At 59.3% G+C, this 13,404-nt stretch carries 10 protein-coding genes; all 10 read right to left on the reverse strand.

Translation table 11 applies throughout. From position 1 onward, the window contains the following. Nucleotides 1-16: 16 nt before the first annotated feature. Nucleotides 17-1,306: a phosphopyruvate hydratase gene (gene eno / locus IB246_RS15450; protein WP_008039408.1), complete on the reverse strand. Its 1,290-nt coding sequence runs from the start codon at nt 1,304-1,306 to the stop codon at nt 17-19. Between the two features lie 156 nt (nt 1,307-1,462). Then, a complete protein-coding gene (gene kdsA / locus IB246_RS15455; RefSeq protein ID WP_008028990.1) occupies nt 1,463-2,308 on the reverse strand; it encodes a 3-deoxy-8-phosphooctulonate synthase in 846 nt (281 codons plus the stop codon). Between the two features lie 5 nt (nt 2,309-2,313). Next, complete coding sequence (locus tag IB246_RS15460; RefSeq protein WP_008028989.1) at nt 2,314-3,945, reverse strand: CTP synthase; 1,632 nt, start codon at nt 3,943-3,945, stop codon at nt 2,314-2,316. Nucleotides 3,946-4,219: 274 nt separating this feature from the next. Beyond that, nucleotides 4,220-5,548, reverse strand: coding sequence for a tRNA lysidine(34) synthetase TilS (gene tilS / locus IB246_RS15465; protein WP_008039407.1), 1,329 nt, complete (start codon nt 5,546-5,548; stop codon nt 4,220-4,222). Between the two features lie 133 nt (nt 5,549-5,681). Next, complete coding sequence (locus IB246_RS15470) at nt 5,682-6,629, reverse strand: acetyl-CoA carboxylase carboxyltransferase subunit alpha (protein ID WP_008028987.1); 948 nt, start codon at nt 6,627-6,629, stop codon at nt 5,682-5,684. A 140-nt stretch (nt 6,630-6,769) separates the two neighbouring features. Then, nucleotides 6,770-10,291, reverse strand: coding sequence for a DNA polymerase III subunit alpha (dnaE, locus tag IB246_RS15475; protein WP_008028986.1), 3,522 nt, complete (start codon nt 10,289-10,291; stop codon nt 6,770-6,772). Between the two features lie 76 nt (nt 10,292-10,367). Beyond that, nucleotides 10,368-11,006, reverse strand: coding sequence for a ribonuclease HII (gene rnhB / locus IB246_RS15480; RefSeq protein WP_008028985.1), 639 nt, complete (start codon nt 11,004-11,006; stop codon nt 10,368-10,370). Continuing rightward, a complete protein-coding gene (lpxB, locus tag IB246_RS15485; RefSeq protein WP_008039406.1) occupies nt 11,003-12,133 on the reverse strand; it encodes a lipid-A-disaccharide synthase in 1,131 nt (376 codons plus the stop codon). Before lpxB ends, rnhB begins: the two co-directional genes overlap by 4 nt. Before the next feature lie 2 nt (nt 12,134-12,135). Further along, on the reverse strand, nt 12,136-12,912 hold the full coding sequence (gene lpxA, locus IB246_RS15490; protein ID WP_008039405.1) for an acyl-ACP--UDP-N-acetylglucosamine O-acyltransferase: 777 nt from the start codon (nt 12,910-12,912) through the stop codon (nt 12,136-12,138). Continuing rightward, the gene (fabZ, locus tag IB246_RS15495; RefSeq protein ID WP_008028982.1) at nt 12,909-13,349 is read right to left on the reverse strand and encodes a 3-hydroxyacyl-ACP dehydratase FabZ; all 441 of its coding nucleotides are present in this window, start codon (nt 13,347-13,349) and stop codon (nt 12,909-12,911) included. Before fabZ ends, lpxA begins: the two co-directional genes overlap by 4 nt. Nucleotides 13,350-13,404: the final 55 nt, after the last annotated feature.

A 13,404-nucleotide genomic window follows, 5' to 3' on the forward strand; every position in this document is an offset into this window, starting at 1 on the left:
TTTTACCTTCTACAGCTTAACCGCGGAACTCGCTGCGGCCGTTGTACTTGGCCTTGCCGTTCAACTGCTCTTCGATACGCAGCAGTTGGTTGTACTTGGAAACGCGGTCGGAACGGCACAGGGAGCCGGTCTTGATCTGGCCAGCCGAAGTGCCCACAGCCAGGTCGGCAATGGTCGAATCTTCGGTTTCGCCGGAGCGGTGCGAGATCACGGCGGTGTAACCGGCGGCCTTGGCCATCTGGATGGCTTCCAGGGTTTCGGTCAGGGTGCCGATCTGGTTGAACTTGATCAGGATCGAGTTGGCGATCTTTTTATCGATGCCTTCTTTCAGGATCTTGGTGTTGGTTACGAACAGGTCGTCGCCTACCAGCTGGGTTTTCTCGCCGATCTTGTCGGTGAGGATTTTCCAGCCAGCCCAGTCGGACTCGTCCAGGCCATCTTCGATGGAGATGATCGGGTAACGCTCGGTCAGGCCTTTCAGGTAATCGGCGAAACCTTCAGCGGTGAACACCTGGCCTTCGCCGGACAGGTTGTACTTGCCGTCTTCGTAGAACTCGCTGGCCGCGCAGTCCAGTGCCAGGGTCACGTCGGTGCCCAGCTTGTAACCGGCGTTGGCCACGGCTTCGGAGATCACTTTCAAAGCGTCTTCGTTGGAAGCCAGGTTCGGTGCGAAACCACCTTCGTCACCGACGGCAGTGCTCAGGCCACGAGCCTTCAACACAGCTTTGAGGTGATGGAAAATCTCGGTGCCCATGCGCAGACCTTCCGAGAAAGACTTGGCGCCAACCGGCTGAACCATGAATTCCTGGATGTCGACGTTGTTATCGGCGTGCTCGCCACCGTTGATGATGTTCATCATCGGAACCGGCATCGAGTAAACACCCGGGGTGCCGTTCAGGTTGGCGATGTGTGCGTACAGCGGCAGGTCCTGGTCCTGAGCTGCTGCCTTGGCCGCAGCCAGGGAAACGGCGAGGATCGCGTTGGCGCCCAGGGAGCCTTTGTTTTCAGTACCGTCCAGCTTGATCATCGCGTGATCCAGCGCTTTCTGGTCGCTCGGATCTGTACCTTTCAACAGGTCGCGGATCGGACCGTTGATGTTGGCGACGGCTTTCAGAACGCCTTTGCCCAGGTAACGGCTCTTGTCGCCATCACGCAGCTCGAGCGCTTCACGCGAGCCAGTGGAAGCACCGGACGGCGCGCAAGCGCTGCCGATGATGCCGTTATCGAGAAGCACGTCCGCTTCCACGGTGGGGTTGCCACGGGAGTCGAGAACTTCACGACCTTTGATGTCGACGATTTTTGCCATTGTTGTAAACACTCCAAAGTTGACGAAAACGACGCAGCTGAAGGAAATCTTTTATCGCCGGCAAGTGATGTGCAACGGGCAGACTTGCGGACGATAAGGCTCAGGCCCGAGGGCCTGAGCAACAAATCGTGCGGTACTTTACCGGAGAAATGAGGATTACGCGGTTTCTACCGTCGGAAAACTCTTCACCAGTTCGTCCAAAGCTTTGAGCTGGGCCAGGAATGGCTCCAGTTTGTCCAGACGCAAGGCGCAAGGGCCGTCGCATTTGGCGTTGTCCGGGTCCGGGTGTGCTTCGAGGAACAGACCGGCCAGTGACTGGCTGATCCCGGCTTTCGCCAGATCGAGGACCTGGGCGCGACGACCGCCGGCGGAATCGGCACGACCGCCAGGCATTTGCAGCGCGTGGGTCACGTCGAAGAACACCGGGTACTCGAACTGCTTCATGATGCCGAAGCCGAGCATGTCGACCACCAGGTTGTTGTAGCCGAAGCTAGAACCACGCTCGCAGAGGATCAACTGATCGTTACCCGCTTCCACGCACTTGTTCAGGATGTGTTTCATTTCCTGAGGTGCGAGGAACTGGGCTTTCTTGATGTTGATCACCGCACCGGTCTTGGCCATCGCGACCACGAGGTCGGTCTGGCGCGACAGGAAGGCCGGCAGCTGGATGATGTCGCAGACTTCAGCGACGACCGCAGCCTGTTCAGGCTCGTGGACGTCGGTGATGATCGGCACGCCGAAGGCTTGCTTGATGTCCTGGAAAATCCGCATGCCCTCTTCCAGGCCGGGGCCACGGTAAGAGGTCACGGAGGAACGGTTGGCCTTGTCGAAGCTGGCCTTGAACACGTAAGGGATACCGAGTTTCTCGGTAACCTTCACGTACTCTTCGCAGACCTGCATCGCCATGTCGCGGCTTTCCAGCACGTTCATGCCACCGAAAAGCACCATTGGCTTGTCGTTGGCAATCTCGATATCGCCTACGCGGATGATCTTCTGCGCCATAAGGTTCAAGCCTTCTTCTGGTGTTGAGCCAAAGCTGCTTTGACGAAGCCGCTGAACAACGGGTGACCGTCGCGTGGCGTCGAGGTGAACTCAGGGTGGAACTGGCAAGCGACGAACCATGGATGATCCGGGGCTTCGACCACTTCAACCAGCGCGCCATCACCGGAGCGACCGGAGATTTTCAGGCCGGCTTCCATGATTTTCGGCAGCAGGTTGTTGTTCACTTCGTAGCGGTGACGGTGACGCTCGACGATCACGTCCTTGCCGTAGCAGCCGTGGACCAGGGAACCCGGCTCCAGCAGGCAATCCTGTGCGCCGAGACGCATGGTGCCGCCCAGATCGGAGGTTTCGGTACGGGTTTCGACGGCGCCGGTGGCGTCTTCCCACTCGGTGATCAGACCCACGACCGGGTGACCGCTTGCACGATCGAACTCGGTGGAGTTGGCGTCTTTCCAGCCCATGACGTTACGAGCGAACTCGATGACCGCCACTTGCATGCCCAGGCAGATGCCGAGGTACGGAACCTTGTTTTCGCGAGCGTACTGGACGGCGGTGATCTTGCCTTCCACGCCGCGCAGACCGAAGCCGCCTGGAACCAGAATCGCGTCGACGCCTTCCAGCAGCGCGGTGCCCTGGTTTTCGATGTCTTCGGAATCGATGTAGCGCAGGTTGACCTTGGTGCGGTTGCTGATGCCGGCGTGACTCATCGCTTCGATCAGCGACTTGTAGGCGTCCAGCAATTCCATGTACTTGCCGACCATGGCGATGGTGACTTCGTGCTCAGGATTGAGCTTGGCGTCAACCACGGCTTCCCACTCGGACAGATCGGCGCCGCCGCATTGCAGGCCGAAACGCTCGACCACAAAATCATCCAGGCCTTGCGAATGCAGGATGCCCGGGATCTTGTAGATGGTGTCGGCGTCTTCCAGCGCGATTACCGCACGTTCTTCAACGTTGGTGAATTGCGCGATCTTGCGACGCGAGGAGATGTCGATCGGGTGATCGGAGCGGCACACCAGCACGTCAGGTTGCAGGCCGATGGAGCGCAGCTCCTTGACCGAGTGCTGGGTTGGCTTGGTTTTGGTTTCGCCGGCAGTGGCGATGTACGGCACCAGTGTCAGGTGCATCAGCATCGCGCGCTTGGCGCCGACTTCGAAACGCAGCTGGCGGATGGCTTCGAGGAACGGTTGGGATTCGATGTCACCCACGGTGCCACCGATCTCGACCATGGCCACGTCGGCATCGCCGGCGCCCTTGATGATCCGGCGCTTGATTTCGTCGGTGATGTGCGGGATCACCTGGATGGTCGCGCCCAGGTAATCACCACGGCGCTCTTTGCGCAGGACGTGTTCGTAGACACGGCCGGTGGTGAAGTTGTTGTTCTGGGTCATGGTCGTGCGGATGAACCGCTCGTAGTGACCCAGGTCCAGGTCGGTCTCGGCGCCGTCGTGGGTGACGAACACTTCACCGTGCTGGAACGGGCTCATGGTGCCCGGATCGACGTTGATGTACGGATCCAGCTTCAGCATGGTGACCTTAAGTCCCCGCGCCTCCAGGATGGCCGCCAATGAAGCCGATGCAATGCCTTTCCCCAATGAAGAAACAACACCGCCCGTGACGAATATGTAGCGCGTCATGAAAAACCCTAGAAGTCTGCGTTAAAGCGGTCCGAGCCGCCGGGGAAAGCGAAGGAAGGCCGAAGCCCCCGATCACCTGCATTAATCACAGTGCACCTTTCAAAAAAACCGCCGCGTTGGGACAGACCGGAAGATGAAACACCGGTACGTTGCTCGCTACACATTTTTTGGAATCGCCCAGCAAAGACTGCTTGGTAATCGGCAACTCCTGCAATTCAGGCGAATCCACAGAAGTTGTATCAAGAAGGGAGCGTAGTCTACCGGAAAGCCCCTTTCAGCTCAAACCTTGATCTTCGTTCGGTGGCTGCCAATGCAAATTCCAGCCGTCCTGCTCACTGCCATTCAAACCTTGCAGCCTCGCCACCGCCAACAATTGCTCGCCCTGATAGAGCAGCGGCAATCTGCCACGGACGAAGCCCGGGACCCCACGTTCGTTGAGCAAACGCTTCAGATCACGATGGCCGCGCTCGGGCAGACTCATGACCTCACCCCCTTCACGATAGCGGATATGCAGCGGGCCATCGGGGGTTTGACCGGTGAGCGAGAGCACGCCGTTATCTGGCAACGCCAGTGATCGCGAGGGATAAGGCCAATCAGGCGCGGGCGGCGGCGTTCGCAGCCAGCAGCCCGACAGCCACCAGATCCGCCCGTTCGCCCGATGCAATTCCCCATCGGCCAAGCGCCAGACCGGAGAGGCATCCGCGGCCGCATCACGAAAATCTTCCCAACCCGACCAATGGTCGCTGTCCGGTAAACGGGTCAGTGCCGAGAGCCAGTGACTCACTGCATTTCGCTGGCGAGCGGCGGACAGGCTGGCAAGCGTAGAAAGCTCAAGTGACGGCACACCCAACCAATCGAATTCACTGATGGAGCCGGCCTGGGCCAGATCGATTTGCGCCAACTCATCGAGCAGCTCCTGCGCTTCGCTCAGATGCGCGGCGCTGCGAGCCATAGTCGCCATCGCTTGAGGCCAGCGCTCGGTCAGCACCGGGAACACCTGATTGCGCAAGTAATTACGCGAGAAACGTCGATCCTGATTGGAAGGATCCTCGATCCAGCTCAATGAGTACTGGTTCGCGTACCCCTCCAACTCTGCTCGCGAGACATCGAGCAAGGGTCGCAGCAGATGCCCTTTGCCCAACACACGCTGGCGCGGCATCCCCGACAACCCTCTCACCCCTGCCCCACGCAGCAATCGGAACAACAGGGTTTCCGCCTGATCATCACGATGCTGGGCGGTCAGCAGCACTTCATTGGCTTGAGTAGCCTCGATGAACGCGCCATAGCGCGCGTCACGGGCTGCACGCTCAAGGCTGGCGCCGGGCTGAACCTGGACGTGAACGACCTGTAGCGGTATTCCCAGCGCATCACAGACTGACTGGCAATGCTCCGGCCACGCATCGGCCGCAGACTGGAGGCCGTGATGAATGTGGATAGCTTTCAGCTCAGGGAGGTGTTCGGTTTTGGCGAGATGGGCGAGAAGGTGCAAAAGGACCGTGGAGTCGAGTCCACCGGAGAAGGCGATGAGCCATTTCGCAGCATTGCGCCACGGGTTCAGATTCATCAATAGCCGGGAAGGCAAATCAATCGTGGGCCGATCCATATCTTTCCCTTTGCACAAATCAAATGTGGGAGCGAGCCTGCTCGCGATTGCGGTCAAACAGCCAACCGATTAGTTGAATGTTAAACCGCAATCGCGAGCAGGCTCGCTCCCACAGGGGTATTGCGCGCCCGGCTTAGAGACCGTAGCTCATCAGTCGCTCGTAACGGCGCTTGAGCAGCGCTTCGTTGTCGAACTTCTTCAGCATCGCCAGTTGCGAGGTCAGCTCGGCACGGATCGATGCAGCAGCCGCCACCGGGTCGCGATGAGCGCCGCCCAGAGGTTCGCCGATCACTTTGTCAACGATGCCCAGGCCTTTCAGGCGCTCAGCGGTGATGCCCATGGCTTCTGCAGCATCCGGCGCTTTTTCGGCGGTTTTCCACAGAATCGACGCACAACCTTCCGGCGAGATCACCGCGTAGGTCGAGTACTGCAGCATGTTCAACTGATCGCACACGCCGATTGCCAGTGCACCACCGGAACCACCTTCACCGATTACGGTGGCGATGATCGGGGTTTTCAGGCGAGCCATGACACGCAGGTTCCAGGCAATCGCTTCGCTCTGGTTGCGCTCTTCAGCGTCGATGCCCGGGTAAGCACCCGGCGTGTCGATGAAGGTCAGGATCGGCATTTTGAAGCGCTCGGCCATTTCCATCAGGCGGCACGCCTTGCGGTAGCCTTCCGGACGCGGCATGCCGAAGTTGCGGCGAACCTTCTCGCGCACTTCGCGACCTTTCTGGTGACCGATGATCATCACCGGCTGGTCGTCCAGACGGGCCACGCCGCCAACGATGGCAGCGTCGTCGGAGAAGTGACGGTCGCCGTGCAGCTCGTCGAACTCGGTGAAGATGTGTTCGATGTAGTCCAGGGTATATGGACGTTTCGGGTGACGCGCCAGACGCGCGATCTGCCAGCTGGTCAGCTTGCCGAAGATGTCTTCGGTCAGCGTGCTGCTTTTGTCCTGCAGGCGGGAGATCTCATCGCCGATATTCAGCGAATTGTCGTTACCGACCAAGCGCAACTCTTCGATCTTGGCTTGCAGGTCGGCGATCGGCTGTTCGAAATCTAGAAAATTCGGGTTCATAGGCGTCCGTCTTGGGTCGACGTCCAAGAGAGCTTGGGCCGGCCGGTTGTCTATTCGCGCCCTACCTTAAGGGAGAGGCGCGTTCAGGTCGAGATTAAAAATTCAGGTCGAGATCAGGGCGTTCAGTTGCTACCTGACCGTCAACGGTATTGGAGGAAGACGTTGTCTCGCCCGAACTGGTCACGCAAGGCTTGAATCAACGCATCCGCCGGGTCGATTCGCCAGGTCTCGCCGAACTGCAGCAAGGCCTTCGCATCGGGGCTCGTGTACTCCATGGTGATCGGGCACGCACCTCGGTGACGCTTGAACAGCTCACCCAGCCAGCGTAGCTGATCGCCTTTCAAATCCTTGGTCTGCAGCTTCAAGCGCAGACTTTCGGCCAGGTTGGTGCGCGCATCTTCCATGCTCATCACCCGCTTGACCCGCAGGCGCAAACCGCCGGAGAAATCGTCGTTGCTGACTTCGCCTTCGACAACAACCATCGCGTCAGTCTGCAACAGCGACTGCGCCGAATGGAACGCATCGGCAAACAACGAAGCTTCGATCCGCCCAGAACGATCGTCAAGGGTGATGAACCCCATCTTGTCGCCCTTTTTGTTCTTCATCACACGCAGGGCGATGATCATGCCCGCGACGGTCTGTGTATCGCGAGCCGGCTTCAGGTCGATGATGCGCTGACGGGCAAAGCGGCGGATTTCGCCTTCGTATTCGTCGATCGGGTGACCGGTCAGGTACAGGCCCAGGGTGTCTTTCTCCCCTTTCAGGCGTTCCTTCAGGGTCAGCTCTTTCGCCTTGCGGTGATTGGCGTAGACGTCGGCGTCTGCCTCGACGAACAGCCCGCCAAACAGATCGGCGTGACCACTGTCGTGGGTGCGAGCGGTTTGTTCAGCGGCCTTGATCGCCCCTTCCATCGCATTCAGCAGCACCGCGCGGTTCTGGTCGATGCTCGCTTGATACGCTTTCGGTTCGTCATGGAAATACGGGCCCAGACGATCCAGCGCACCGCTGCGGATCAAACCGTCGAGGGTGCGCTTGTTGATGCGCTTGAGGTCGACACGGGCGCAGAAATCGAACAGATCCTTGAACGGACCGTCCTGACGCGCCTCGGTAATCGCCTCTACCGGGCCTTCGCCCACACCCTTGATCGCGCCAAGGCCGTAAATGATGCGGCCTTCGTCGTTCACCGTGAACTTGAACTCCGAAGTATTCACATCCGGCGCGTCGAGACGCAGCTTCATGGTGCGAATTTCTTCGATCAAGGTCACGACCTTGTCGGTGTTGTGCATATCCGCCGACAGTACCGCGGCCATGAACGGCGCCGGGTAGTGCGTTTTCAGCCACGCGGTCTGGTACGACACCAGCCCGTAGGCGGCGGAGTGGGATTTGTTGAAGCCGTAACCGGCGAATTTCTCTACCAGGTCGAAAATGTTACCGGCCAGGTCGGCTTCGATATTGTTGGTCTTGCAACCTTCAATGAAACCGCCGCGCTGCTTGGCCATTTCTTCGGGCTTTTTCTTACCCATGGCCCGCCGCAGCATGTCCGCACCGCCGAGGGTGTAACCGGCCATGACCTGGGCGATCTGCATCACCTGTTCCTGATACAGGATGATGCCGTAAGTCGGTGCCAGTACCGGTTTCAGGCCTTCGTACTGGTAATCCGAGTGCGGGTAAGCGAGTTCGGCGCGGCCGTGCTTACGGTTGATAAAGTCGTCAACCATGCCGGATTGCAAAGGGCCCGGACGGAACAGGGCCACCAGTGCGATCAAGTCTTCCAGGCAGTCGGGCTTGAGCTTTTTGATCAGCTCTTTCATGCCGCGCGACTCGAGCTGGAACACCGCAGTGGTTTCCGCTTTTTGCAGCAGCGTATAGGTTGGCTTGTCGTCCAGCGGAATGAACGCGATGTCCAGCGGTGGTTCGTTGACCTTGGCGCGGTCGCGGTTGATGGTTTTCAGCGCCCAGTCGATGACCGTCAGGGTCCGCAGACCGAGGAAGTCGAACTTCACCAGGCCGGCGGCTTCAACGTCGTCCTTGTCGAACTGGGTTACCAGGCCGTCACCGGCCTCGTCGCAATAGATCGGCGAGAAGTCGGTCAGCTTGGTCGGCGCGATAACCACACCACCGGCGTGTTTACCGACGTTACGCACGACGCCTTCGAGCTTGCGCGCCATCTCCCAGATTTCCGCGGCTTCTTCATCGACCTTGATGAAGTCACGCAGGATTTCTTCCTGCTCGTAGGCTTTTTCCAGGGTCATGCCGACTTCGAACGGAATCATCTTCGACAGACGATCCGCCAGGCCGTAGGACTTGCCCTGCACCCGCGCCACGTCACGGACCACAGCCTTGGCGGCCATGGAACCGAAAGTGATGATCTGGCTTACCGCGTTGCGGCCGTATTTCTCGGCCACGTAGTCGATCACGCGGTCACGACCGTCCATGCAGAAGTCGACGTCGAAGTCGGGCATGGAAACCCGTTCCGGGTTAAGGAAGCGTTCGAACAGCAGGTCGTATTCCAGCGGATCGAGGTCGGTGATCTTCTGTACATAGGCCACCAGCGATCCGGCACCCGATCCACGGCCAGGGCCTACCGGCACGCCGTTGCTCTTGGCCCACTGGATAAAGTCCATAACGATCAGGAAGTAACCGGGGAAGCCCATCTGGATGATGATATCCAGCTCGAAATTCAACCGGTCGACGTAGACCTGGCGCTTGGCTTCATAGTCTTCGGTGGTGTCCTTGGGCAGCAGAACGGTCAGCCGTTCTTCCAGGCCATCGAAGGACACCTTGCGGAAATATTCGTCAATGGTCATGCCATCGGGAATCGGGAAGTTGGGCAGGAAGTGCGTGCCCAGCTTCACTTCGATGTTGCAGCGCTTCGCGATCTCGACGGTGTTTTCCAGCGCCTCGGGAATGTCGCTGAACAGCTCGGCCATTTCCTCGGCGCTTTTGAGGTATTGCTGATCGCTGTAGTTCTTCGAACGCCGCGGATCGTCGAGGGCGCGGCCCTCACCGATGCAGACGCGGGTTTCGTGAGCCGCGAAATCTTCCTGCTTGATGAAGCGCACGTCGTTGGTCGCTACCAGCGGCGCGCCGATTTTCTCGGCCAGGGCCACGGCGCCGTGCAGTTGTTCTTCATCGTTAGGGCGGTTGGTGCGCTGGATTTCCAGGTAGAAACGATCCGGGAACACCGCCATCCATTCGCGTGCCAGTTTTTCCGCTTCCGCCGGATTGCCGCTGAGCATGGCCAGGCCGATTTCGCCTTCCTTCGCCGCCGACAGCATGATCAAGCCTTCGCTGGCCTCGGCCACCCACTCACGCTCGATGATGATCGAGCCATTACGCTGGCCGTCGATGAAACCGCGGGAGATCAGCTCAGTCAGGTTGCGATAGCCGACAGCGTTCATCGCCAACAGGCTGATCCGGCTCAGGGCGTTGTCCGGGTCCTTGTTCGACAGCCACAAGTCGGCGCCGCAGATCGGCTTGATACCTGCGCCCATCGAGGCTTTATAGAATTTGACCAGGGAACACATGTTGTTCTGGTCAGTGACCGCTACGGCAGGCATGTTCATGCCGACCAGGGTCTTGACCAGCGGTTTGATCCGCACCAGACCGTCGACCAGGGAGTATTCAGTGTGCAGGCGTAGGTGAACGAATGAAGCCGGCATAGTGATCCTGTCTAGAAACGTGAAGACAACAAGGCCCGGATTGTACCGGGCCTTGGCGAAAACATCAGCCTCGCGACTAACTCTCGATGAGGCTTTCGCGCGCCTCATACGCCAACCGCACCGGTGCGAACGAGCGGCGGTGAATCGGCGTCGGCCCCAAGCGTGCCAGCGCTTCCAGATGAACGGGCGTCGGGTAGCCTTTGTGACCGCCGATGCCGTAACCCGGGTAAATCAGTTCGAATGCCGCCATTTCACGGTCGCGGCTGACCTTGGCCAGAATCGAGGCCGCGGCGATGGCCGGGACCTTGCTGTCGCCCTTGACCACGGCTTCAGCGCGCATGGCCAGTTTCGGGCAACGATTACCGTCGATCATCGCCAGTTTTGGCTGAATGTGCAGGCCTTCGATCGCACGCTGCATGGCCAGCATGGTGGCATGCAGGATGTTCAGCTCGTCGATTTCTTCGACTTCCGCGCGAGCGATGCACCAGCTCAGGGCTTTTTCGCAGATTTCGTCGAAGAGTTTTTCGCGGCGGGCTTCGGTGAGCTTCTTCGAATCGTTGAGGCCAAGGATCGGACGATTCGGATCGAGGATCACCGCAGCCGTCACCACAGCGCCGCAGAGCGGGCCGCGACCGACTTCATCCACACCGGCAACCAGCTCTTCGACTTCGGCGACCAGGGTGAAATCAAGGCCCATCTGTTGTGCTTTTGTCATTGTGTTTTGCCGATCAGATTCAGTACCGCGTCCGCCGCCTGATTGGAGGCATCCAGGCGCAAGGTCCGGTGAATTTCGTCGAAGCCGCGGGTCTGCTCTTCGCCACCTTCGATCAGGGGCGACAGCGTCTGGGCCAAGGCTTCAACCGTTGCATCGTCCTGTAACAATTCAGGCACCAAGAGGCGCTGGGCGAGCAGGTTCGGCAACGAGACGTAAGGGCTTTTCACCATGCGCTTGAGGATCCAGAACGTCAGCGGTGCCAGGCGATAAGCCACCACCATCGGACGCTTGTACAGCAAGGCTTCGAGGGTCGCCGTTCCAGAGGCAATCAACACTGCGTCGCAGGCGGCCAGCGCCAGATGGGACTTGCCGTCGAGCAGGGTCAGCGGCAGATCGCGACCGGCCAGCAGTTCTTCAAGCTGCATGCGGCGCTGAGGGCTGGCGCAAGGAATAATGAACCGCACGCCAGGGCGCATGGCGCGCAAACGCTCGGCGGCATCGAGGAACAAAGCGCCCAGACGCCCGACTTCGCCACCGCGACTACCCGGCATCAGCGCGACCAATGGGCCATCAGGCAAACCGAGCTCGGCGCGTGCGGCGCGACGATCAGCCTCAAGGGGTATCGCATCGGCCAAGGTGTGACCGACAAACCGCACCGGCACGCCCTTCTCTTCATAGAATTTCGCTTCGAACGGGAACAGCGTCAGCATCAGGTCGCAACCTTCGCGAATCTTCAGCACTCGCTTCTGCCGCCACGCCCACACTGACGGGCTGACGTAATGCACGGTCTTGATCCCGGCCTGACGCAGCTTCAGTTCGATATTGAGGTTGAAATCCGGCGCATCGATACCGATGAACACGTCCGGTTTCTCGGCGATCAGGTCTGCGATCAGCTTCTTGCGGCGTTTCAACAACTCGCGCAGCCGACCGAGCACTTCCACCAGCCCCATGACCGAGAGACGTTCCATCGGAAAATACGAGGTCAGGCCTTCAGCCTGCATCAGCGGGCCACCGACACCGATGAACTCGACCGCCGGATGCTGAGCCTTGAGCGCACGCATGAGACCGGCGCCCAGAATGTCACCGGAAGCCTCACCCGCCACCAGCGCAATACGCAGATTAGCCATGATTAACGTGTGATGCCGCGGGTCGAAGACTGGATGGAGTCACGGAACACCGCAACTTCCGGAAACTGCTCCGAAGGCTCGGCCAGCTCCGCGAGTGCCTGCTCAACCGTGAGCCCCTGGCGATAAACCACCTTGTAGGCACGGCGCAGGGCGTGGATCGCGTCTTCGCTGAAACCACGACGGCGCATGCCTTCGAAGTTCATGCTGCGAGCTTCGGCCGGGTTGCCGAACACCGTGACGTACGCTGGAACGTCCTTGCCGATGGCGGTGCCCATACCGGAAAAGCTGTGGGCGCCGATGTGGCAATACTGGTGAACCAGGGTAAAACCGGACAGGATCGCCCAGTCTTCAACATGCACATGGCCCGCCAACGCGGTGTTGTTGACCAGGATGCAATGGTTGCCGATGACGCTGTCGTGGCCGATGTGAGCGTAGGCCATGATCAGGTTGTGATCGCCCAGGGTCGTTTCGGAACGGTCCTGAATAGTCCCGCGGTGAATGGTCACGCCTTCACGGATGACGTTGTGGTCACCGATGACCAGACGGGTTTCTTCACCCTTGTATTTCAGATCGGGCGTGTCTTCGCCTACCGAAGAAAACTGGTAGATGCGGTTGTGCTTACCGATTCGGGTCGGGCCTTTGAGAATCACATGCGGCCCGATCACTGTCCCCTCGCCGATTTCCACACCAGCGCCGACGATCGACCAAGGGCCGACCTCGACGTCGTCGGCCAGGATGGCCGTCGGATCGATGATTGCGCGAGGGTCAATCAAACTCATACTTTTTGTTCCGCACAAATGATCTCGGCCGAGCAGACCGGCTTGCCATCTACCGATGCCTGGCATTCGAACTTCCAGATCTTGCGCTTGCAGCTGATGAACGTGGCTTCAAGGATCAACTGGTCGCCAGGCTTGACCGGCTGACGGAAACGCAGTTTGTCGGAGCCTACGAAGTAGTACAGGGTGCCATCAGCCGGCTTCACGTCCAGCATCTTGAAACCAAGGATCCCGGCAGCCTGAGCCATCGCTTCGATGATCAGTACGCCCGGCATGATTGGATGCGCAGGGAAGTGACCATTGAAGAACGGTTCGTTGATGCTGACATTCTTGTAGGCGCGAATGCGCTTGCCTTCCACATCCAGATCCACGACCCGGTCCACCAGCAGGAACGGGTAACGGTGAGGCAGGTATTCGCGAATCTCGTTGATGTCCATCATTTCGGGGGGAAGCCTATGTAAAGATTGGGAACGCGCGACTGACGCGCGCTCCTCT

The sequence above is a fragment of the Pseudomonas sp. PDM01 genome (genome assembly GCF_014852325.1).
Classification (GTDB): domain Bacteria; phylum Pseudomonadota; class Gammaproteobacteria; order Pseudomonadales; family Pseudomonadaceae; genus Aquipseudomonas; species Aquipseudomonas migulae.